The following is a 22,097-nucleotide window of genomic DNA, read 5'->3' on the forward strand; positions in this document are numbered from 1 at the left end:
TGGGAACCGGTCCCTGACAGTTTGGCAACGCGCTCCGTTTCAGGCGGAGGTTTTGACGGCCCTTCTCGATTTGAGGGCCGCCCCGCCCCAGACGGCGAGGAAGGCCGCCACCAGCAGGAGTCCGGCTTCACCCAGGTCGATCTCCCCCAACCAGCTGGTGAGCGGATCACCCAGCCCAAAGGCGGCGTTGGCGAACCCGCCGAGCGTGATGACGGCGATGAACAGTGCCGACAGCGCTGAAACGCCTGTAACCAGCGCGTTGAACCCGAGCCTGCGCTGGGGGCTGTGGATCGCTGACCTGTACATCCGCATCATCGCCACGCCGTTGACCGTGTCGCAGAGGGTCATCGCCGCTGTGAAAGCGAGGGGAAGCGCCATGAGCGCCACCGGGGACACCCCGGCCAGGGACGCGGCGGTGGTGACCACCAGCAGCCCGATGGTGGTGGCCGTGTCGAAGCCGAGCCCGAACAGGAAGCCGATCACGTAGATGTTCCGGGGCCGCTGTACCCGGGCGAGGGGCCTGGCAAGGAGCCGGGCAACGAATCCTTGGCTTTCCAGGTCCTCGTCCCGGACCGCGGCCCCGTCCTGCACCCTGCGGTAGACCTGCGCTGCACGCAGGAACGCCTGCCCGTTGAACAGGCCCATGGCCAGCAGGAAAAGCCCGGACACACCACTGCCGATCAGGCCCAGCACGTGGTTGCCCGTGGTCCCCTCTTCCATGAATTGGCCTATCGCCGCCGCGCCGGCAACCACCAGCAGCCCGGCCAAGACCACCACGGAGCTATGGCCCAGGCTGAAGGCAAACCCCACGCTGACAGGGTCCTTCCGCTGGGCGACGAACTTGCGGGTGGAGTTGTCGATGGCGGCGATGTGGTCCCAGTCGTAGCTGTGCTTCACACCGGCCACGTAGGCGGTCAGCACCAGGCCAAGGGCCAGGGGCGCGCCGGCGGTTGCCGAACCGGCGGTGAGGAGGACGACGGCGGCAACATGCAGGGCGGCCACAGCACCAAAGGTGGCGAGCAGGCGGGTCCGGAAGGGCAGAGTTTCCCGGTGGCGGTACAGGGTTGCGATGTTTGCCAGGGCCGTCATCAGTGCTTCCTCAGGTTCAGTGGGCCTTGCCCGTGCCAGCGTACTCTCAGGAGGTCGGCGCAGGCGGCGAGCAGGTGGTTCAGTTCGCCGGTGCTGTTGGACAGCGAGCGCAGCACCAGCCCGGTGGTTCCGGCAACGGTCCGGGTCAGTGAGATGCCGGTCCGGGCGTCGTATCCCGCCGTGAGGTGGTGCAGCTCATCCGCGAGTTCCTGGTCCACCCGGGCGTCCACCACCACCAGGGAGCCCAGGTGGCTGAAGCCCTCCATGAAGCCAAGCCCGGTCACGTCACCCAGCGGCGGGCGGATCAGCAGATTGTCCAGCGCCAACAGTTGGGTTCCGGCGTCCGTTTCGATACAGATCTCGTTCCGCAGCCGCACTTCCTCGTAGCGGAAGGCAGCGCCGTCAGGCGACCATCCGGGCGTTACCACCTCGGCCATGACCAGGGACGACGACGGCCGCAGCGTCACGGAGGTCCGTTGCCGGTAGCTGGCCTCGCGGTAGGCAATGAGCTGGTCTGGCATCAGCTCCAGCCGCGCCCCCTCCCCCAACCGCACGGCCATCCGCTGCTCAGCAAAAGAGCCCGGAGTCCGGTAAACCTTGGTAGCGGACTGCGTAGTCAGCAGCAGCGAAGCAGAGTCACCAACCTCTACATCAATGACAAAGAGGTCCGCCCCAAGATAAGCCCCGCCAGGATTCACGACCACATAGCAAACCTGTCCGGAGTCATCAAGATAATGCGGCCGCATTACCCGAAGAGCGCCCTCATGGAACTGGTGTGAGGCAACCGACCGTCCGCCCCGCAAAGTGACGCCAAGCTCGAGCCGCCCCATCGGTGACTGTCCGTGGTTGCGTCCGGCGGCTTCGCCGGATTTGGGGCCGTGCCCGCTCCGCGGTGCCCGCCACGCCGCGGCCCCAAAATCCGGCCTCGCCGCCTCAGCGCGAACGTCACCTTCGTGCACGTGGAGAGACGCCATGGCTACTGCGCCAAATCAAGCATCAACACGTCATGCCTTATCCATTCGATGACGTTTTCGAGGCCCTCGTCAGTTTTGAGGTTGGTGAAGCAAAATGGACGATCGCCCCTGAACTCCCGTGAATCCTTCGCCATGACCGACAAATCCGCGCCGACGTGGGGGGCGAGGTCGGTTTTGTTGATGATGAAGAGGTCGGATTTGATCATGCCCTGGCCGGCTTTGCGGGGGATCTTTTCGCCCTGGGCCACGTCGATGATGTAGATGGAGAAGTCGACGAGTTCGGGGCTGAAGGTGGCGGAGAGGTTGTCGCCGCCGGATTCGACGAAGATGACCTGCAGGTCGGGGTGCCTCGCCTTGAGCTCGTCAATGGCGGCGGTGTTCATGGAGGTGTCTTCGCGGATAGCGGTATGCGGGCAGCCGCCGGTTTCGACGCCGATGATCCGGTCCACGGGCAGGATGCCGTTGGCGGCAAGGATTTTGGCGTCTTCGATGGTGTAGATGTCGTTGGTGATGGCGGCCATGGAGATGTCGCCGCTCATGTGCCGGGTGAGCCGCTCCACGAGCTGGGTTTTACCGGCGCCGACGGGCCCGCCGATACCGATCTTGATGGGTTCAGTCATGGTGTTCCTCCTGTGAAGCGGTATGCACGGTTAGCTCATGAACATCCGGGCACGTTGGCGTTCGTGCCGCATTTGTGAAATTTCCAGTCCGGGGCTGACGGCGCCTAGGTCGTCCGGCGTGAGGTGCGCGATCGCCCCGATGGCGGCAGCGACGTCGTCGTGCGCTTTGCGCAGCACCCGCTGCCCGGCGTTCTGGCCGAGCGGGATGGCGCGGACAGCGTTCTGGCTGAGGGACGTGACGGTGGCGAAGAGGTAGGCGGCGAGCGCCTCCTGCAGCGGCACCCCGAGGGAGCGGGCGACGACGGCGAACGCCAGCGGCTGGTGCCCGGCAGCCCGGCCGGTGGCCACCAGGTCCCGGTACAGTTCCAGCGCGGGCGAGGGAAAGACCTCAGTCCCAATCTCGAGCAGCCGGGAGCCCATCTTGAGTGAGGCATCCCGAACCTCCCGCGGCAAAAGGGAGGCGGACAGGAGAGCATCAAGCTCCCGCAGCTCACCACCCTCATACAGCAGCCGAACAGCCAACCCATCAGAGTAGGTCAAAGACTGCGCGACAAAGGCGGAGAGCCAGCGTCCAAACGACTCCTCATCAAAAACGAGCTCCCGATCGATGTACGTCTCAAACCCCAGGGAGTGAGCAAAAGCCCCAGTAGGAAGCGCAGAGTCAGTGAGCTGCTGAAGGGCGAGCTGATACCCGCTCACGAAAGGCGCACCCAAGGCGACGAACCCAAGCGACGCCCGGGGATGGGGGCCGCGGCGTGGCGGGCACCGCGAAGCGGGCACGGCCCCCATCCCGGGGCGGCGCAGCCAACCCGGACACCTCGAGGAGCGCCCAGCGCGCCGACAGGGTTATCAGTGCGAATGTTCAGCATGGCGGAAAGGCACAGGCAGGACGCGTTCCTGGCGGGTGTAAGGCACTCCAGCATGGATGAGGTAGTCCTCGACGGTGTGGTCGTAGGCGCACACCATGACGGCCGCCCCGTACTCGGACTCGGAGTCAAAGAACTGTGCCTGGAGGTGCCGGTTGCCGAGGGAGTGTGCGGTGACACCCATTTCGTGGATGGTGCGGGGGGCGATGACCAGGACGTCGGTGGGCAGGACGGAGACCACGATCATGTTGGCGTCGGCCACGTGCAGGATGTCGCCGTCGCGGAGGTCCCCGGCCCCGGACGGGAGCCGGATGCCGATTTCGTTGCCGTGGTCCGTCGTCGCGCGTTGGATGCGTTTGACCAGCTGGGCGCTGGGCAGGACCACTTTCTCGCGGTGGAGCCCGGTGTAGGCGGCGAGGTCGGTTTCGGGCAGGTCGTGGAGGTTGCCGAGGACTTTGTCGATGATCATGCAGGTTCTCCGGAGTAGTTAGAAGAGGAAGTAGCGCTGCGCCATGGGGAGCACGTCGGCGGGTTCGCAGGTGACGTCCTCGCCGTCCACGGTGACCTGGTACGTTTCGGGGTCCACCTGGATGTCTGGCGTGGCGTCGTTGTATTTGAGGTCAGCTTTGGTGAGGTTCCGGATTCCGGAGACGGGCCGGATGACCTTCTCCAGCCCGAGCTCCTCCGCCACTCCCGCCTCGATGGCGGCCTTGGACAGGAACGTGATGGAGGACTGCTGAACAGCTTTGCCGAAGGCACCGAACATGGGCCGCATGGTGCGGGGCTGCGGCGTGGGGATGGACGCGTTGGCGTCGCCCATCAGCGCGTAGGCGATCTGCCCGCCTTTGAGGACGAGTTCGGGCTTGACGCCGAAGAAGGCCGGGTCCCAGAGGACAAGGTCCGCAAATCTTCCTTCTTCGACGGACCCGACGGTGTCCGCGATGCCTTGGGCCAGCGCGGGGTTGATCGTGTACTTGGCCACGTAGCGCTTGAGGCGGAAGTTGTCGCTCCCGGCGCTGCCGTGCCCGGAAGCCGAGCCGTCGGCACCAACGTCCGTGCCGCCGTCGGCCGCTAAAACTCCGCGCTGCTTCTTCATCTTGTCCGCCACCTGCCAGGTGCGGGTGATCACCTCACCCACCCGGCCCATGGCCTGGGAGTCGGAGGAGGTGATGGAGAAGATGCCCAAGTCCTGCAGGACGTCTTCGGCGGCGATGGTTTCGGCGCGGATGCGGGAATCGGCGAAGGCCACGTCCTCGGGGATGTCCGGGTTGAGGTGGTGGCACACCATCAGCATGTCCAGGTGCTCTTCGATGGTGTTTCGCGTGTACGGCAGCGTCGGGTTGGTGGAGGCGGGCAGGACGTTCGGCATCCCGGCGATCTTGATGATGTCCGGTGCGTGGCCGCCGCCGGCGCCTTCGGTGTGGAAGGTATGGATCACGCGGCCGTTGATGGCGCGGATGGTGTCTTCCACGAAGCCGCACTCGTTGAGGGTGTCGGTGTGGATGGCCACCTGGACGTCGTATGCATCGGCGACGGTCAGCGACATGTCGATCGAGGACGTGGTGGAGCCCCAGTCCTCGTGCACTTTCAGGCCGATGGCGCCGGCGCGGATCTGCTCGGCGAGGGGTTCGACGGCGGACGCGTGGCCTTTGCCGAACAGGCCGATGTTCATGGGGAACGCCTCGGCGGCCTGCAGCATCCGGTGGATGTGCCACTTGCCGGGAGTCACGGTGGTGGCTTTGGTGCCTTCTGCCGGGCCGGTGCCGCCGCCGATCATGGTGGTAACGCCGCTGGTCAGGGCCGTGGCCACCTGGTCCGGAGAGATGAAGTGGATGTGCGTGTCGATGCCGCCGGCGGTGAGGATTTTGCGTTCCCCGGCGATGATCTCGGTGCTGGCGCCAATCACAATGTCCACGCCGTCGGTGATCTGCGGGTTGCCGGCCTTGCCGATCCTCAGGATGTGGCCGTCCCTCAGGGCAACGTCCGCCTTATAGATTCCGGTGTAGTCCAGGATGACGGCGTTGGTGATGACGGTGTCCGGCACATCGTCTTCCGGGCGGTCACCGTCACGAGTGGCCTGGCCGTTCTGGCCCATGCCGTCGCGGATCACCTTGCCGCCGCCGAACACCACTTCCTCGCCGTAGACGGTGAGGTCCTTCTCGATCTCAAGGAACAGCTCGGTGTCGGCCAGACGGATCTTGTCACCCGTCGTGGGGCCGTACAGGTCGGCGTACTGCCGGCGCGGGATCTCGAAGCTCACTTGGTGTCCCTTCCGGTGGCTGACCCGCCCGGGCGGGGGCCGCCGTCGAGCTTTCCGTTGACGGCGTTGCTGAGCCCGAACACCTCGCGGGACCCCGCCAATTCGATGAGCCGGACGCTGCGGGAATCCCCGGGTTCGAACCGGGCGGCCGTCCCAGCGGGGATGTCCAGGCGCCGGCCTCGGGCTGCCGCCCGGTCAAAGTCCAGCGCAGCATTGGCTTCGGCGAAGTGGAAGTGCGAGCCCACCTGCACGGGCCGGTCGCCGGTGTTGGTCACGGACAGCTCGATGGCGTCGCGGCCCGCGTTCGCCGTCACGGGCTCCGGCCGGAGGACGTATTCTCCTGGAATCACTGCGGCTCCTTAGCGGATGGGATCGTGGACGGTGACCAGCTTGGTGCCGTCGGGGAACGTGGCCTCGATCTGCACGTCGTGGATCATCTCGGGGACGCCTTCCATGACGTCCTCGCGGGCGAGCAGCGTGGTGCCGTAGCTCATGAGGTCGGCGACGCTCCGGCCGTCGCGGGCGCCTTCGATCAGTTCGTAGCTGATGATGGCCACCGCTTCGGGGTAGTTGAGCTTGAGGCCGCGGGACTGGCGGCGCCGGGCGAGGTCGGCGGCCACCACGATCATGAGTTTTTCCTGCTCACGTGGCATCAGATGCATGCGGGTCCCTTCAACGGCCGACGGACAGCGTGGATTCAGAGTAGGCCCCGCACGTTTCCGCCAGGTTTCAGGTCCATCATCCGGACGCCCGGGCGCGGACCCGCTGAAATTCCCCACCTTTGACTTCAAAAGAAGCGCGGACGACGGCGATTCGCCGGACACGCCGTCGTCCTCGCTCAAAAGCGGGGAGGCTCAGCGGCCTGACGTACCGGGCGGTGGCACGGCGGGTGCTAGGGCGCGGACTCCCTGATCCTCAGCTGGAATTCGGCCTCAACGTGCACTCCGGCGTCGGCGGTTTCGCGGCCGGCGATCCGGTCCAGCAGCAGCGCCATGGACCGTTCGGCGATCTCGTCCATCCCGGGCGAGACTGTGGTCAGGGACGGTGAGGCGAAGCGGGCTTCGTCCACGTCGTCGAAGCCGGCCACGGCCACGTCCTGCGGTACCCGGACGCCGCGGATCAGGAGTTCGTGCATTGCGCCGAGCGCCAAGACGTCGTTCAGGCCGAAGACGGCGTCGAACTCCACGCCCGCCTCCAGCAGGCCTGCGACGGCGGCGGCGCCGGTATCGCGGCGCCACTCAGCGGGTGCCACAAGCGCCGGGTCAAAGGGAATTCCGGCGTTCTTCAGGGCGGCGCGGTAGCCGTTGAGCCGCAGCCCGGCGGTGCCGGTGGACTCCTCCGGGGTGGCGCCGAGGACGGCGATACGACGCCGACCTCCCGCCAGCAGGTGGGAGGTCAGCGCTGCGGCAGCCTCCTGGTTCTTCATAGTGACCAGGTCGAACCGCGGGTCCATGATGTGCTCACCCAGCATCACCAGGGGCTTCGTTCCGGCCCGCTCGGCGATGGCGTCGGCGCCTATGGAGAGCGGGGTGAAAAGCAGTCCGTCCGTGAGCTGCCGGAACGGGCCCTCGAGGGCGTTCAGCTCGGCGGCCCCTTCCGCGGCGGACTGCTCCACCAGGACGCGGTAGCCGTGTTTGGTTGCCGCGTCCATCAGCTTCGAGGCGAGCTCGGCGTAATAGGGGGCCGAAAGGTCCGAGAGGACCAGGCCCAGCATGGAGGTCTTGCCGGACCGCAGGCTGCGGGCGGTGAGGTTGGCCTCGTAGCCCAGTTCCGCGATGGCATCCTCAACCCGCTGCTTGGTGGCGGGACGGATGAACTCATAGTTGTTCAGGACGTTGGAAACGGTCTTGAGTGAGACACCCGCAGCCTTCGCAACGTCGTTCATGGTTACTGCCATTAACCTTCTTTTCCTGCCTTCGCCGCGGCCTTGGCCGCCTGCTTGCTGGCCCGCACCTTCACCAGGGATTCGGGGTCCACAATGTCCGCCACGGACAGGTACGAACCGTCCTCGCCGTAGTGGCCGGCGGCTTCCCGCCAGCCCGGCGCCTGCAGGCCGCGCTGTTTGCCCAGCAGCGCCAGGAAGATTTTGGCTTTTTGGTCGCCGAACCCGGGCAGGGCCTTGAGCCGTTTCAGTACCTCTGCACCGTTGGGCTCGCCCTGGGTCCAGATGGCTGTGGCGTCGCCGTTCCAGTCATTCTGCACTGCTTCGGCGAGCGCCTGGACCCTGGCCGCCATGGAACCAGGGAACCGGTGCACGGCGGGCCGTTCCTTGAACATCTCCACGAAGGCCTGCGGATCGTGGCCGGCAATGGCTTCCGGAGAGACGGACCCGATGCGGGTCCTGATCTTTTCCGGCCCGGCGAACGCCGATTCCATGGTTACCTGTTGGTCCAGCAGCATGCCGGTCAGCAGGGCGAAGGCGTCCTCACTCAACAACTTGTCCGCGGCGGGGTCCCCCGTGATGTGCAGCTCCATGCCGTCCATCCTCCCACCTGCGGGCCGCCGTCGTCATAAGGACGCCCCCGCCGTCACCGCCCCGGGGTGCTAGCTGCCCACCGCCAGGCGGATCATGGACCAGGACACTGCCGGGAGCTCAGCGGTGAGGCGGCCGCCGTCGGCCTTGACCGTGACGTTTTCCGCAGGCACCACGGACGTCGAATCATCGGCGGTTGCCTGCCAGTACGGGTCCTTGTTGGCGTAGGTCAGCGCCTCCACCACGCGGACGTTCCCCAGGCCGGCGACGGCGGCGTCCAGGGTGAGTGCGTCCGTTGCCGAGCGGTTGACGGCGAACACCACGGCCTCGCGCTTGTCGGCGTCGAAGGTTGCTACGGCCGACAGCGCTGCCACGTTTGCCGTGGTGCCGCCGCTGACCAGCGGGGATTCGACGGCGAGCTGCAGGACAGTGCCGGCGGCGTGCCGGGAGGTCAGGGCGAAGGGATGGAAGGTGGTCTGCTTCCAGGCCCGGCCGCCGGGTTCGGTCATGATGGGGGCGATGACGTTGACCAGCTGGGCGAGGCTCGCGGAATGGACCCGGTCCGTGTTCTTCAGCAGGGTGACCAGCAAGTCGCCCACCACCACGGCGTCCGCCACAGTGTAGGTGTCCTCCAGCAGCACGGGGGCTACGGGCCAGTCCTTGCCGGAGGGCGCCTTGGACTCTGCCCGGCTCATATGCCAGACGTTCCATTCATCGAACGAGATGTTCACCTGCTTGGTGGACTTCTTCACCGATTTCACGTGGTCGATGTGGCTGACGATGTCCTTGATGAAGGCGTCCATCTTGTGACCGGCGGCCAGGTGTTCCTGGAGGTCGCCGAAGTCCTCGAAGTACTGGTGGGCGGAGATCAGGTCCACCAGCTCGTAGGTTTCGGACAGGACCACGCGCTCCCATTCGCCAAAGGTGTCCATGGTGGGACCGGAGCTGCCGCAGGCCACCAGTTCGAGGTCCGGATCGATCATCCGCATGCCGCGGGCCGTATCCGCCGCCAGCCGCCCGTATTCGAGGGCGTTCTTGTGGCCGATCTGCCACGGGCCGTCCATCTCGTTGCCCAGGCACCACATCCTGATGCCGTAGCCGTCCGGCGCACCGTTGGCGCGGCGCTGGTCAGAAAGCTCGGTACCGCCGTCGATGTTGCAGTATTCCAGCAGGTCCATCGCCTCCTGGATGCCGCGGGTTCCCAGGTTGACGGCCATCATGGGTTCCACCCCGGCTTTGACGGACCACGCCGCGAACTCGTCCACGCCCACCAGGTTGGGGTCTGTGGAGTGCCAGGCCAGGTCGAGGCGTACAGGCCGCTGGTCCTTCGGCCCCACGCCGTCCTCCCACCGGTAGCCGGAGACGAAGTTGCCGCCGGGGTAGCGCACGGTGGAGACGCCGAGTTCCCGCGTCAAACCCAGGACATCGCGGCGGAACCCGTCCTCGTCGGCATCGGGGTGGTCGGGTTCGAAGATGCCGGTGTAGACGCATCGGCCAAGGTGCTCCACGAAGGCGCCGAATGTGCGGCGCCGGACGGGGCCGACGGTGAAGGCCGGGTCAAGGGTTACTTTGGCTGTTGCCGGTTCTGGGGTTGCCACGAAAAACATCCTCGTTCTCTAAATTTACAACGTTATAGAAAACATTGTTGGCGTTGCGGCTATCTGAGTCAAGGGTGCGCCGCTGAATGGTCGCCGGAGAGAATCTTTTTCGCCTCGGGGCCGGGTCGCGGAGAGGCGCCGGGCATCCCACCTGCGGCTATGCGCAAAGCAAGTAGCGGTTTCGAGTATCCAAGTAATACCTAATCTGAAAGTCGAGTACCGTTACTCATTCTCCGGCCCCCGGCCAGCCCACTAGGTTTTTCACAGGGACAAGGCGTGTTTCTGTCCCGGCAGGACTTAGCTCACCAGGGGGTGTGAGAGTGGCAATGCACGCACGACAGGTGAGCCCAAACTTCCCGGGTCAACGGACCCGGGTACTGAGCGGGGCCGGCGACGAGGAGGCCTTTGAGACCAAGGCCTCTCCCCCAGCCGTCGCCGGCCCTCTTCTTTCTTCACGCCTTCACGGCCCGCGGCCTGCCGCAGGGTTGCCGACTGTTGCGCCGCGCACCAGCACGCAGGCTGCGGCTGGCGCGGTCCCGAAAGCAGCGCAGGCCACCGGGAGTGACGGCAGCCAGGCGATGCTGCTTGACCTGGTCACCGGTGCAGATTCGCTGACCGATTCACTGGACAGGCTGGTTGCCGCTGCGGTGCGGTCGGTGGCAGGTGCGCAGCAGGCGGGGACACTTCAGCAGGCTGGCGCGCAGATCGAATGCGCAGTGGTGCTGACCCAGCCGCGCCGGTCCCCCGCCATTACCGGGACATCCCGGGACGCTGAGCGGATGATGGCGTGGGAGCAGCAGGCAGCGGAGGGTCCCACCAGCGAAGTGCTGGCCGGTGGCCATCCCGTGGCGGTTCTTCAGCGGCACGGGGATTTCCGCTGGCCGCGCTACTGCAGCGAGCTGCAGGATGCCGGTTTTGGCAGCGTCCTGGGGATACGGCTGCGGCTTGACGGTGGACGCGATCCCGCGTCGACGGGCCCGGCCGACGATGCGCCGGACGGAGAAACCCACGCCGCCCTTGCGTTCTTTGCCCCGGATTCCAAGGCCTTCCCGCTGCAGGTGATCGCCGAGGCCCGGGCGTTCGCCGGATTGGCGTCGCGGAGCCTGCGAATGGCCTTGGACCTGCATACAGCCCGTTCCATGGCGTCGGACCTGCGCTCGGCATTGGACAGCCGCACCTCCATCAACGTGGCGTGCGGCGTCATCATGGCCCAGAACCGGTGCTCCTACCACGAGGCGTTTTCCATTTTGGCCAAAGCCTCCAGCCACAGGAACATCAAAGTCCGGCGGATTGCGGAGGACATCCTCGAGCGGCTGCCCGAGGGTCCCCCGCAATCCCACTTCGGGCACTAGCGGCTAGAGGCCCCCGGCCAGCTTGTAGTAGGCGGCGTTCCAGTTCAGGTCCTTCTTGAACTGGCGGATGGTGGTGCCGTCGTCGATGGTGAGCAGTTCGGTTCTGGCGATCTCGGCGAAGTCCTCGAAGACGTCCATGCCTACCTGGGTGGAGAGCACGGTGTGGTGCGCGGCGCCGGCGGTGAGCCAGGCGGCGGCCGAGGTGGCGAAGTCCGGTTTGGGCTGCCAGAGTGCGCGGGCGACGGGCAGGTTCGGCAGCGGCTGGTCGAGCGGGACTACGTCGACGGCGTTGGCCACCAGGCGGAAACGGTCCCGCATGTCGGAGAGAGCGACGACGACGCCCGGCGAGGCATCGGCGTCGAACACCAGCCGCACGGGATCTTCCTTGCCGCCGATGCCCAGCGGGTGGATTTCCAGCCGCGGCTTCGTCTCGGTGAGGGACGGGCAGACCTCCAGCATGTGCGCGCCGAGGATCTTCTCTGCGCCGGGCTCCAGATGGTAGGTGTAATCCTCCATCAGGGACGCCCCGCCGGGGAGACCTGCGCCCATTACCTTGGCGGCGCGGACCAAGATGGCGGTTTTCCAGTCGCCCTCGGCGCCGAAGCCATACCCGGCAGCCATCAACCGCTGCACCGCCAGGCCCGGGAGCTGGCGGAGCGCGCCAAGGTCCTCAAAGGACGTGGTGAACGCGGCAGAACCGTTGGCCTCGAGGAAGGACCGCAGGCCGAGCTCGATCCGGGCGCCGTACCGCAGCGATTCGTGCCGGGCCGCGCCTGCACGGAGCTCCGGCACCACCTCGTAAAGGTCCTCATACTCGGCGACCAGGGCGTCGACGTCGGACTCTGCAGCGCCGTGGACGGCGTCGGCGAGCTCGTTGACGGACCAGGTGTTGACCGCGACGCCGAAGCGCAGCTCCGCTTCGGTCTTGTCGCCTTCGGTGACGGCGACGTTGCGCATGTTGTCGCCGAAGCGGGTCAGCTTCAGGGTCCGCACGGCGGCCCAGCCGGCGGCGGCGCGCTGCCAGGAGCCTACCTGGCGGGCCACCTCAGGGTTGGAGACATGCCCGACGACGGTCTTCCGTGCGATGCCCAGCCGGGACTGGATGTAGCCGAACTCGCGGTCGCCGTGGGCGGCCTGGTTGAGGTTCATGAAGTCGAAGTCGATGTCCGCCCAAGGCAGGTCGCGGTTGGCCTGGGTGTGCAGGTGCAGCAGCGGCTTGCGGAGCAGGTCCAGGCCCTGGATCCACATCTTGGCCGGGCTGAACGTGTGCATCCAGGCCGTGACGCCGATGACCGAATCGTCCGCGTTGGCCTCCAGCGCGGTGCGTCGGATCGCGTCGGAATCGGTCAGGACCGGCTTCCATACGATCCGCACCGGTACGGCGGAGGCGGCGTTGAGCTGGGTGGCGATCTCCCGGGACTGGGCGGCCACCTGCTTCAGGACGTCCTCGCCGTAGAGGTGCTGGCTGCCGGTGAGGAACCAGACCTCGTAGCCGTCAAGGGAGGTGTTTGCTGCGGTGCTCATGAATTCTCCTGGCAAAGTTTTGGAGGCCTATTGGCCGTAGACGTTCTGGTAGCGGGCATAGAGGGAGTCGATGTGGCCCTGGTCGATGGGCAGGGGGTCGCCGAGCTGGCGGGCGATGTGGACGGTGCGGGCCACTTCCTCGCACATCACTGCGGCCTTCACCGCGGACTTGGCGTCCTTGCCGATGGTGAACGGGCCATGGTTTTGCATCAGCACTGCCGGGGAGTTGGAGTTCTTCAGCGTTTCCACGATGCCGTGGCCGATCGAGTCGTCGCCGATCAGCGCGAAGGGTCCCACCGGAATCTCGCCGCCGAACTCGTCGCTCATCATGGTGAGCACGCACGGGATGGCTTCACCTCGGGCTGCCCAGGCGGTGGCGTAGGTGGAGTGCGTGTGGACCACGCCGCCCACCTCGGGCATGTGGCGGTAGACGTAGGCGTGCGCTGCCGTGTCCGACGACGGCGAGAGCGCCGGGTTGCCCCAGTCGCCGTCGTCATTACCTGGCACAGGCGTGCCATAAAGGTCGGTCACCACCATCTGCTCCGGCGTCAGGTCCTGGTAGGAGACGCCGGAGGGCTTGATGACCATGAGATCGGTTCCGGGCACGCGGGCGGAGACGTTGCCTGCAGTCCACGCCACCAGTTCGTACCGGGTCAGCTCGGCGTGCAGGGCGCAAACGTCCGCCCTGGTGCGGGCGATGGCGTCCAGGAGCGCGGCGCTCATGCGGTCACCTCCACGGGAACTTCGGTCACAGCCGCTTCCGAAGTGATCCCTGAGGCTCGGCGCTGGATGGCCTTGAGCCGGTGCATCACGTCGTTGCTGCCGCGGCCGAAGTAGTCGTGCAGGGCTTTGTATTCCCGGAACAGCTCCTCGTAGGCGGCCACGTTCTCCGGAATGGGCGTGTACACCTCGCCGGGTTCGGATCCCATGGCGGCGGCAGCCTCGCGGATGTCCGCGTAGTGTCCGGCCGCGACGGCGGCGTGGATGGCCGAGCCGAGGGCCGGGCCCTGGGCGGAGCCGATGGTGGACAGCTGCAGGCCGGTGACGTCGGCATAGATCTGCATCAGGAGTTTATTCTTGAGCAGGCCGCCGGCCACGATGAACTCCTTGACCGGGACACCGGCGTCGCGGAAGGCCTCCACGATGGTGCGTGTGCCGAAGGCCGTGGCCTCGAGCAGGGCCCGGTAAATATCTTCCGGCGTGGTGGCGAGGGTCTGGCCCACGATGACTCCGGAGAGTTCGTGGTCCACCAGCACGGACCGGTTGCCGGAGTGCCAGTCGAGCGCGATCAGCCCGTGTTGGCCGATGGCCTGGCTTGAGGCAAGTTCGGTGAGGTATTCGTGGATGCCGAGTCCCGCCGCCGCGGCCGCCCGGTGGTATTCGGGCGGGACACCGTTTTTGGTGAACCAGCCGAAAATATCGCCGACACCGGACTGGCCTGCCTCGTAGCCCCAGAGGCCGGGAACGATCCCGCCGTCCACCACGCCACACATGCCGGGGACTTCGCGGAGCTCGGCACCGTTCATGACGTGGCAGGTGGACGTTCCCATGATGGCCACCAGCTGGCCGGGATCCACTGCCTTGGCGGCCGGGGCGGTGACGTGCGCATCCACGTTTCCGACAGCGACGGCGATGCCCTCCGGCAGGCCGGTCCACGCTGCGGCCTCAGCCGTGAGGAAGCCGGCAGCATCGCCGAGTTGGCCGATGGTGTGCTCGAGTTTCGCGCTGACGAAGTCCTTGAACTGCGGGTTCAATGCAGCCAGGAAGTCCTCAGACGGGTACCGGCTGTCCTGGTAGATGCCTTTATAACCGGCGGTGCAGGCGTTGCGGACGTACTCCCCGCAGAGCTGCCAGACGATCCAGTCGGCGGCTTCCACCCAGTGATCCATGGCGGCGTAGGCTTCGGGATCTTCCTCAAGCAGCTGGAGCCCCTTGGCGAATTCCCATTCGGAGGAGATCAGCCCGCCGTAGCGGGGCAGCCAATCCTCGCCGCGCTCTGCCGCGAGCCGGTTGATCCGGTCGGCCTGCGGCTGGGCCGCGTGGTGGCGCCATAGTTTCACGTAGGCGTGCGGCCGGTTTGCAAACCCCGGCACCTCGTTCAGCGGCGTTCCGTCGACCCGCGTGGGCACCATGGTGCAGGCGGTGAAGTCCGTGGCGATTCCGACGACGGCCGCCGGGTCGATTCCCGCGTCCGCGACGGCGGCGGGGACGGCGATGCGCAGGACGTCCCGGTAGTCGCTCGGCACCTGGAGTGCCCATTCGCCGGGAAGCCGGGCGCCGCCGTCGCCCGCTACGTCCTTGGGGAGGGAATCGGTGAGGACGGCGTGGGGATAGTCAAAGACTCCGCTGCCCAGTTCCTTGCCGTCCCTGACGCGCACCACCACGGCCCGGCCGGAGAGTGTCCCGTAATCAACACCGATGACGCAGGCCTCGGCACTGTCCGCTGTTTTCATGGAAGTTCCTTTGATAGCTGCCGCAGCGTTGCGGCCTGGGTCTAATTGTGAGCGCTAACAAGAATGAAGTCAACGAGCGTCCTCCTGGCGGGTTTTCCGGTTTGGCCGGCCCGGGTCTGCCTAGCGGGAGCCGCGGCGGGTGAACACCATGTGCACCACTCCGGTAGGCGATGTGGTGGACTCGACGTCGAAGCGCTCGTCCAGGCCTTCCAGCCCGTCCCACAGCCGCTCACCGCGGCCGAGAATGATGGGCACTACGGCGATGTGCATGTGGTCGATCAGGTCGGCTTCGAGGAACTGCCGCACCGTGTCCGCACCGCCGCCGATCCTGACGTCGAGGCCCGGGGCCAGTTCGCGGGCTTTCGCGAGCGCAGTTGCCGGGTCGGCATCAATGAAGTGGAAAGTGGTTCCGCCCTCCATTTCAAGGGTGGGCCGGGGATGGTGCGTGAGGACAACAACGGGGGTATGGAAGACGGGATTGTCGCCCCACCATCCCTTCCACTCCTCGTCCTCCCAAGGCCCGCGCTGGGGGCCGAACTTGTTGCGCCCCATGATTTCGACGCCGACCCCCTTCCCCCACTGGCTGGCGAAGGCCTCATCGACGCCAAAGGATGCCTGCCCCTCTCCGTGGAGGCCCATGGCGCGGAAGGTACGCGTCCCGAAGGCCCACTCCATGAGCCTCGAGCCGGCATGGCCGAACGGGGCCTCGAGCTGCTGGCCCTCGCCCGTGCCGAAGCCGTCGAGGGAAACCGAAAAGTTGTGCACGCGGACGAGGGGCATGTCATCTCCTGGGGTGTGCTTGCCTGGTCACCTCACCTTAGGGGCATCGAACCCGGATGCTCCAGAGCCTGCGGTCAGAAAGCAGCAGCGCTGGTGCTTCCGAGCCAGTCCTTCAGCAGCGCGGCCGTAAGATCCGGGCGTTCAAGGTGCGCACTGTGGCCGGCGGCGTCAAGAACGGCGTAGGTCCCACGGACGTAGTGGTCCCGAAGCTTCCACCCGTCCTCATAGCCCGTGACGTGGTCCTGCCGGCCGAAGAGATGCAATGATGGCGCTTCGAACGGGGCTGGATGAGCGATTTCCGGTTCAACGGGGAGCGAATACCCGCCTCTCACGCGTTCCAGGACGGTTTGGTCCGCGTCGCGGAGGCCGGGAAGTACGTACCGGGTGAAAGCATCCAGTGTGTCCATGCTTTGAACGACAGCCATCTCTTCGAAGTCGTCCCTGGACGGCCCTGCCAAAGCCAGGACTGAAGGGTCTTCCCGGACAACCTGACGGCGGGGCAAGTCGCGCGCGGCATGGACCGGTTCATAGACACCCGCAAGTGTGGCCAGGCCGAGAACCTGCGCCCGCAGCTCATGAGCAACATAGCGGGCAAGCATGCCTCCAAACGAGTTGCCTATCACCGCAAAATGCCGGTTTCCAAGGTGGCCCCGGATATCGTCCAGAACTTCCTGCGATATCTGGTGGGCGCTGGCGGCGTTGTTGCCGGAACCCCCTGCCGCCCAGGGCAGGTCGATGTAGAGTCGCTGCCATCCACGTTCACCGATGGCATCTTCCAGCGGGAGCATGATCCTGTGGTCCACACCGAAACCGTGAATCACGACGAGCGGCAGTCCATCCCCACAGATTTGAGCAATCACGGACCAGAGCCTACCGCCCCCGCCCCGGCGCGTATGCTGCCCGATTCCCCAAAAGATGACCTGGGCACGCGTTTCATGCCTGACGAGAAGCATCTCCAGGCCTCGCCGCGTCACGCACAGCAGCCTTTCGGAGGGCGCCCGACGGCGGAGCCCCGGTTATGCGCGGAACAGAAGGCTTGGGGAGGCCAGAAGCGTGCCCTGCGTGACGGCGGGCTGCTCAGACAGGCCGGACCAGGAGTAGTGCCCGGCACCGGTGAATTAAGTTCCCTGCGGAGTTTCTCCATAAAGGCGTTCATCAGCAGCAATTCAGGGTACGGTCCACAGGTACTGCCCAACCGGATGGATCGAGGGGATCCCTGTGGCCACCACCAGAGTCGAACCCGGGCGCATACCCAGTGCGTCACTGGCATGGCTCCTCGGCCCGCTCGCCACCGGCTTAGGGTGGGCGGCGCATGTCCTGGGCGGCGGAGCCTCCCCGTCGCTGGTGATCGTGGTGGCCCTCGCCGCGCTGCTGGGCATGGCGGCGGCGATCGGCAAGCCCGGGCGGCTGCCAGGGTGGGGCCTGCTCCTGACGGCCGGGATCGCCCAGCAAATGCTGCACTTTGCCTTCGCTGCCTTTTCGATTTCCACCGGATTCGACGCACCCTCCCATGGCCACGGTCAATCGCCCGCCCAGGACCCCAGCACGGCAAACCAGGGCCAAGGACCCGTGGCGCATGATCTGCATCTGCTCTTGTACCTGCACATGGGAGCGGCCCTGCTGACCCTTGTCATTACACGGCAACTGGACAGGATTCCCGCACGCCGGAGCCAACGGAAACCACTCGAAGTGCACGCAGGGATGCGGGTCAGGAAGTAAGCGTTCCGCGGACAATGCTGACGCTTGAGTGGCCCGGGTTCCCGTCCACCGGTTCGTCAGAAACGTCAACGATCGGGTAGTCGGCCAGCTGCAGCCCCGCAGGAACCTGGAACGTCCCGGAGTCAGAGGCCATGACGCCGAGGCTGACCAGCCGTGACAGGTCAGGTGCAATCAGCCAGACCTCCTGGTACCCCTTCGCTTCATCCTTGTCGAGCGTGACCTCCAGGCTGCGGGAACCATCGGCCGCCTCCACCACTTTGGCTGAACCGCTGGCCGAGTACTGCGCCAGCGGCGTCAGCTGGGCCTGAGCCAGCTGGGTGGGCTGGGGTGGTTGGGCGGGCCGCATGGACGCCCAGATTCCACCACCCGCAACGAGGACCACAGCCGCGGCGGCGGCGATCCACGTACCGGTGCGCTGCCACCATGCCTTCTTCCGCGGGCTGAATACGGCAACGTTCGACGGCGCCGCCTCGGCAGGTGCCTCCGCGGGCTTGGTCCCGGGACCACTCAGCGGGTCCTCCCGGACAGAGTCGGCAAGTCCAAGTTCCCGGTGGATCCCGGCCCACACCTGGGGCCCGGGAACGGACAGGCTGGTGGAGTCCGGCGTCGTCTTCACTGCGTCAACGGTGCGGCGCAGCGCGGCGTAGTCGGAGGCGCATTCGGGGCACACATTGAGGTGCTCCCGGCCGTCGGCGTCCTCCCAGTCGTCGTAGAGCGCCAGGAGGCTCAACTGTTCCGGATCAAGATGCGGCATGGTCTACCTCCAATCGGCTTCTCAAATGCGTCAGGCTGCGGCGGATGTGGCTCTTGACCGTACCAAGCGGCAGGTCCAGTTTCCGAGAGATCTGTTCGTGCGTCAGATCCTCGTAGAAGGCCAGCTTCATGATGGAGCCCTGCGGTTCGCCCAGTCTTTCCAGCTCTCCGTCCAGCATCAGCCGGTCCGCCAGAACCTCTGCGGCCTCTGATCCTGCGCCTACTTCTCCGGCAGCCAGTCCGGCGCCGGCTACCGCGTGGGCCTTGCGGACTTCGCGTGCGGTCGCCGAGTGCGCGTCGGTGATGACGTTCCTGGTGATCCCCACAATCCAGGCGGGCAGCCGGGCCACGTCCGGGTTGAAAGTGCTCCGCGAACGCCACACCCGGATGAAGACTTCCTGGGTGACATCGTCAGCGGCTGATGCATCTGCCAGGGAACGGAGGGCCAGGGTGTGCACCAGCGGGGCGAACTCGCGGTAGGCCGCGGCCAAAGCCTTCTCATCACCGGCGAGGAAAGAGGCAGTCAGCCGGTCATCCCAGCCGTGGGAGGCCTGCGCAGGAGGGGTCACTCGCGGCTCCTTCCCGGCATCGATGACGAGAACCATGGCTGGTCACCACTTACCCGGGGACCGCGGTGACTATCACATTGTCGCTGTAGTCCATCCGCTCGTCCAGCCATCTTCCGCCGCAGGTTACCACCTTGAGCTCGTGCGGCCCGGTACGGCGGAAGAGCGAGCCACCGTCGAACTTGTCCTTGGCCATCAATTCCACCCTTACCACGCGGTAGGTGAGGTCCGGGGCGCCGTCACGGCCTACGCGGATGGCGGTGCCCTCGGCCAGCGATTTCAGGGCGGAGAACGGCGCCCTGTCCGAGGCGGTGTCGATGTGGCCGGCTATCACGGAAGCCCCCGAAGCAGCGCCGGGTGCGGGCCCGAACCGGTACCAGGCCGCGCGGTCAAAGGCGTCCGGGATTTCCATGGCGCCCTCGCCGGACACTCCCCCGGGGACCACCGGCATGTCGATGGCCGTGCCGGCGATGGAGATCGACGTCGGCACGGGATCCGCCGAGACAGTGCCCAGGGTGGCCGGATGGACGGGAATGGTGGGCGCCGCACCCGGCTGGCCGGCCGAAGCGGCCGCGCCCTGGGTAGTAGGACCGGGAGTGGGAACCAACCTGGGAGGGGCAGTTGCTGCAGGGGCTGCTGTACTGGCGGGCGCAACGGACGGTGCTGTGGACTGTCCGGCCGGTGCGCATGCGGTCAGCACCCCTAGGGACACGGCGGCGGCCATCCGCACCCCAACAGATGGACGACGGCGGAACTCCCCTGCCGTCGTCGTGCATCCGTTCATCGCCGTGCCTTTCTCAGTCCGGGCCCCGTGCCCGCGGGGAGTAGTGGTTTTCGGTAGGGTGGCCGCCCAGCGCAGGTGGGCAGGGTACGCCGGGCGGCCGGTCTTTCGGATCCGGTACGTTACTGCCGGACGCGGCGTGCTGCCACTACGCGGGCAGCACCGAAGCCGCCAACCAGCAGGGCGAGGGCGGCTGCACCGAAGCCGAGGACCAGGCCTGCCGGTGCTTGCGCATCGGCGGATCCGTCCCGGGCGCCGGGGACAGATCCGGGCGCGGAGTGCAGGCCGGGGATGGTCTGCACCGCGAGCTGCAGGTTCTTGTCAGCCAGGCTGCCCCACGCGTACACGATGGTGTGCGTGCCCTCGGCGATGGTGACGTCCGCCGGGCCGATCACCGGGGCGGTAGTTCCGGTTGCGGCAACCGTGGCGGACACCGTTCCCGGGTCCAGGGTTAGCGTCTGCTCGTTGGGGTTGGACAGGTTGGTGACCATAGCGCTGCCGCCGGCCAGCACGTCGACGGCGGGTGCCGCGGCGGTGTGCCGGACGGTGAGCTTGCCCTTGCCGGCGGCGATCTGGGACACGTCGTTGGTGAAGAGGTTGGCTGTGGGCTTGCCAGCCGTGTCAAGGTTGGCCACTGCGGTGTAGTTACCGTTGGCGGCCAGGTTCACGGTAACGGGGCCGATGACAGCTGCGGATGCATCGGCAGCGTCCGCCGCGGTGATCGCGATCTGGTAGGCGCCAGCGGGCAATGCCAGCGGCCCTGCCAGGCTGCCCGGGGTGAAATCGTCCAGGGTGCGGTCGCCATTGACCCAGACATCCACGGTCAGCCCGGGGACGCCGTGCAGCACCGACAGCTGGGCGTCGCCTTCGGCGGCGCTGGCGGGACCGGCCAGGGCCATCGCGGCGGCGATGGCTGCGGCACCGATACCTGCTGTGAAGATCCTCTTTCGCATGTCCTTCTCCTTGGTCGGCCCGGCGGGCGGGCGCTTTACGCTTACACCTCTATTACCGGTGCGGGCGCGGATTTGGATGCAGAATCATGGAACTATTTGTGGCCGCCTACCCGGCCGCGGGTGCGGCAGTGCTGGACCTTGGAACAAGTGCCGGTGTGACCACGGTGGAGCTGATCCCGGCACCGGCCTCGATTTCCTTGAGCATGATGTCCAGGCAGCGGCGGCCCAGCTCCTCGAAGTCCTGCCGGACGGTGGTCAGCGGCGGGCTGAAGTACCCCGATTCCGGCTGGTCGTCGAACCCAACGACTGAAACGTCGTCGGGCACGCGGACACCGGCCTCGGCGAAGGCCCTCAGGATTCCCAGCGCCATCTGGTCGTTGCCCACGAAGAGTGCGGTTGCGCTGCGCGCGGCCGCCAGCTCCCGCCCGATGGCGTAGCCGCTGCCGGCGCTCCAGTCCCCTTCCACCAGAAGATCGTCCGCAAGGCCCGCGGCGTGGAGGGCTTCCCGCCATCCCTCGGCACGCTCGGCGCCGTCGGTCCAGCCGGCGGGACCCGAAACATGGCCGATCCGCCGGTGCCCCTGGGCGATGAGATGTTCGACGGCGAGCCGCGCCCCCGCGCGCTGGTCCACCATGGCACCGCTCACCTCGCTGTTGCCCAGCGATCCCACGGCCATCACCGGGACCGGGATGTTCAGCGCGTCGAGCGCCTGGAGGGTCTCCGCGTGCGGCACCAGCACGGCAATGCCGTCCACCGCCTGGTCCAGGAAGTGGCTGACGGCGCCGGCGATGGCTGCTCCGTTGACCTCGCGGAGTGCGGCAATGCTGACGAAGTAACCGGCATCTCGCGCAGCCTGCTCCACGCCGAGGAGGGTATTGGCCGGCCCGTATTGGGACAGCTCGCTGGCCAGGACCCCGATGGTCTGGGACCGCCTGGTGACCAGGCTCCGGGCAGCCGTGTTCCGCCGGTACCCCAACTCCGCAATGGCGGCCTCCACCTTTTCCCGGGTGGCCTTGCTGACATTCGGGTGGTTGTTGATGACGCGGGAGACGGTCTGGTGGGAAACGCCGGCCACATCTGCCACATCCTCCAGGCGCGGCATCCTGCCCTTGCTGCTTTTAGCCATCTGCCTATTGTCCCCGCTGGAACGGGTGGCCCGCCCCAGGCCCGTCTGAGCAACCTTGCATGGACCGCCCCCGTGCTTCCCGGGTTCCATCAGAAGCCAGTTCGCGCAACCCCGCCGTCAAGGTTCTGACGAGCGAACAAGCCTATGAGTAAGGCCCGGCTGGTTCTTTTACATTCCCTGCCTCGTCAAGGGACGTCATGCAGCACAGCC

Annotated in this window: 23 protein-coding genes; 2 read left to right on the plus strand and 21 right to left on the minus strand. The window is 66.6% G+C overall.

What is annotated here, in order from left to right; all coding sequences use genetic code 11:
- Positions 1-39: 39 nt before the first annotated feature.
- The 11 genes from UC32_RS14160 to arfA all read right to left on the minus strand — a co-directional run bounded on the left by UC32_RS14160 (position 40) and on the right by arfA (position 9,889).
- Positions 40-1,089 (minus strand): HoxN/HupN/NixA family nickel/cobalt transporter, encoded by a 1,050-nt coding sequence (locus tag UC32_RS14160; protein WP_045731839.1) that lies wholly within the window; start codon positions 1,087-1,089, stop codon positions 40-42.
- Positions 1,089-1,919, minus strand: a complete 831-nt coding sequence (locus UC32_RS14165; RefSeq protein ID WP_045731840.1) for an urease accessory protein UreD — start codon at positions 1,917-1,919, stop codon at positions 1,089-1,091. Before UC32_RS14165 ends, UC32_RS14160 begins: the two co-directional genes overlap by 1 nt.
- A gap of 146 nt (positions 1,920-2,065) precedes the next feature.
- On the minus strand, positions 2,066-2,683 hold the full coding sequence (gene ureG / locus UC32_RS14170; protein WP_045731841.1) for an urease accessory protein UreG: 618 nt from the start codon (positions 2,681-2,683) through the stop codon (positions 2,066-2,068).
- 30 nt (positions 2,684-2,713) lie between these two features.
- Entirely contained in the window at positions 2,714-3,382 is a 669-nt protein-coding gene (locus tag UC32_RS14175) for an urease accessory protein UreF (protein WP_045731842.1), read from the minus strand.
- Between the two features lie 150 nt (positions 3,383-3,532).
- Entirely contained in the window at positions 3,533-4,018 is a 486-nt protein-coding gene (ureE, locus tag UC32_RS14180) for an urease accessory protein UreE (RefSeq protein ID WP_045731843.1), read from the minus strand.
- 18 nt (positions 4,019-4,036) lie between these two features.
- Positions 4,037-5,809, minus strand: coding sequence for an urease subunit alpha (gene ureC, locus UC32_RS14185; RefSeq protein ID WP_045731844.1), 1,773 nt, complete (start codon positions 5,807-5,809; stop codon positions 4,037-4,039).
- Positions 5,806-6,159: an urease subunit beta gene (locus tag UC32_RS14190; RefSeq protein WP_045731845.1), complete on the minus strand. Its 354-nt coding sequence runs from the start codon at positions 6,157-6,159 to the stop codon at positions 5,806-5,808. Before UC32_RS14190 ends, ureC begins: the two co-directional genes overlap by 4 nt.
- A 9-nt stretch (positions 6,160-6,168) precedes the next feature.
- Positions 6,169-6,471 carry an urease subunit gamma gene (locus UC32_RS14195; RefSeq protein ID WP_045731846.1) on the minus strand — a complete coding sequence of 101 codons (303 nt, stop codon included), beginning with the start codon at positions 6,469-6,471 and terminating at the stop codon, positions 6,169-6,171.
- Positions 6,472-6,701: 230 nt separating this feature from the next.
- Positions 6,702-7,706, minus strand: a complete 1,005-nt coding sequence (locus UC32_RS14200) for a LacI family DNA-binding transcriptional regulator (protein ID WP_045731847.1) — start codon at positions 7,704-7,706, stop codon at positions 6,702-6,704.
- Complete coding sequence (locus UC32_RS14205) at positions 7,706-8,293, minus strand: HhH-GPD-type base excision DNA repair protein (protein ID WP_045731848.1); 588 nt, start codon at positions 8,291-8,293, stop codon at positions 7,706-7,708. The genes UC32_RS14200 and UC32_RS14205 overlap by 1 nt, the downstream gene beginning before the upstream one ends.
- A gap of 60 nt (positions 8,294-8,353) precedes the next feature.
- Positions 8,354-9,889 carry an arabinosylfuranosidase ArfA gene (gene arfA / locus UC32_RS14210; RefSeq protein ID WP_045731849.1) on the minus strand — a complete coding sequence of 512 codons (1,536 nt, stop codon included), beginning with the start codon at positions 9,887-9,889 and terminating at the stop codon, positions 8,354-8,356.
- Positions 9,890-10,221: 332 nt separating this feature from the next.
- On the opposite strand from arfA, the gene UC32_RS14215 reads away from it, so the two are divergent.
- Positions 10,222-11,232 carry a GAF and ANTAR domain-containing protein gene (locus tag UC32_RS14215; RefSeq protein WP_235423674.1) on the plus strand — a complete coding sequence of 337 codons (1,011 nt, stop codon included), beginning with the start codon at positions 10,222-10,224 and terminating at the stop codon, positions 11,230-11,232.
- A gap of 3 nt (positions 11,233-11,235) precedes the next feature.
- Here UC32_RS14215 and araA read toward each other — a convergent pair whose 3' ends face one another.
- The 5 genes from araA to UC32_RS14240 all read right to left on the minus strand — a co-directional run bounded on the left by araA (position 11,236) and on the right by UC32_RS14240 (position 16,849).
- On the minus strand, positions 11,236-12,756 hold the full coding sequence (gene araA, locus UC32_RS14220; RefSeq protein ID WP_045731851.1) for an L-arabinose isomerase: 1,521 nt from the start codon (positions 12,754-12,756) through the stop codon (positions 11,236-11,238).
- Positions 12,757-12,783: 27 nt separating this feature from the next.
- Positions 12,784-13,479: an L-ribulose-5-phosphate 4-epimerase gene (locus UC32_RS14225; protein ID WP_045731852.1), complete on the minus strand. Its 696-nt coding sequence runs from the start codon at positions 13,477-13,479 to the stop codon at positions 12,784-12,786.
- A complete protein-coding gene (araB, locus tag UC32_RS14230; RefSeq protein ID WP_045731853.1) occupies positions 13,476-15,209 on the minus strand; it encodes a ribulokinase in 1,734 nt (577 codons plus the stop codon). The genes UC32_RS14225 and araB overlap by 4 nt, the downstream gene beginning before the upstream one ends.
- A gap of 120 nt (positions 15,210-15,329) precedes the next feature.
- Positions 15,330-15,989 (minus strand): dihydrofolate reductase family protein, encoded by a 660-nt coding sequence (locus UC32_RS14235; protein WP_045731854.1) that lies wholly within the window; start codon positions 15,987-15,989, stop codon positions 15,330-15,332.
- A 74-nt stretch (positions 15,990-16,063) separates the two neighbouring features.
- Positions 16,064-16,849 carry an alpha/beta fold hydrolase gene (locus UC32_RS14240; RefSeq protein ID WP_045731942.1) on the minus strand — a complete coding sequence of 262 codons (786 nt, stop codon included), beginning with the start codon at positions 16,847-16,849 and terminating at the stop codon, positions 16,064-16,066.
- A gap of 358 nt (positions 16,850-17,207) precedes the next feature.
- On the opposite strand from UC32_RS14240, the gene UC32_RS14245 reads away from it, so the two are divergent.
- On the plus strand, positions 17,208-17,708 hold the full coding sequence (locus UC32_RS14245) for a hypothetical protein (RefSeq protein WP_045731855.1): 501 nt from the start codon (positions 17,208-17,210) through the stop codon (positions 17,706-17,708).
- On the opposite strand, the gene UC32_RS14250 is transcribed toward UC32_RS14245, so the two are convergent.
- From UC32_RS14250 to UC32_RS14270, 5 genes are all read right to left on the minus strand, one after another.
- Entirely contained in the window at positions 17,698-18,462 is a 765-nt protein-coding gene (locus UC32_RS14250; RefSeq protein ID WP_045731856.1) for an anti-sigma factor, read from the minus strand. The two genes, UC32_RS14245 and UC32_RS14250, sit on opposite strands and share 11 nt — an antisense overlap.
- Positions 18,449-19,030 (minus strand): RNA polymerase sigma factor, encoded by a 582-nt coding sequence (locus tag UC32_RS14255; RefSeq protein ID WP_045731857.1) that lies wholly within the window; start codon positions 19,028-19,030, stop codon positions 18,449-18,451. The genes UC32_RS14250 and UC32_RS14255 overlap by 14 nt, the downstream gene beginning before the upstream one ends.
- A 49-nt stretch (positions 19,031-19,079) precedes the next feature.
- A complete protein-coding gene (locus tag UC32_RS14260) occupies positions 19,080-19,811 on the minus strand; it encodes a class F sortase (protein ID WP_045731858.1) in 732 nt (243 codons plus the stop codon).
- A gap of 119 nt (positions 19,812-19,930) precedes the next feature.
- Positions 19,931-20,761 carry a DUF4397 domain-containing protein gene (locus tag UC32_RS14265; RefSeq protein ID WP_045731859.1) on the minus strand — a complete coding sequence of 277 codons (831 nt, stop codon included), beginning with the start codon at positions 20,759-20,761 and terminating at the stop codon, positions 19,931-19,933.
- A 106-nt stretch (positions 20,762-20,867) separates the two neighbouring features.
- Positions 20,868-21,887 (minus strand): LacI family DNA-binding transcriptional regulator, encoded by a 1,020-nt coding sequence (locus tag UC32_RS14270; RefSeq protein WP_045731860.1) that lies wholly within the window; start codon positions 21,885-21,887, stop codon positions 20,868-20,870.
- Positions 21,888-22,097: the final 210 nt, after the last annotated feature.

Source organism: Pseudarthrobacter chlorophenolicus, from assembly GCF_000962805.1.
In the GTDB taxonomy this organism is placed as follows: Bacteria; Actinomycetota; Actinomycetes; order Actinomycetales; family Micrococcaceae; genus Arthrobacter; species Arthrobacter chlorophenolicus_A.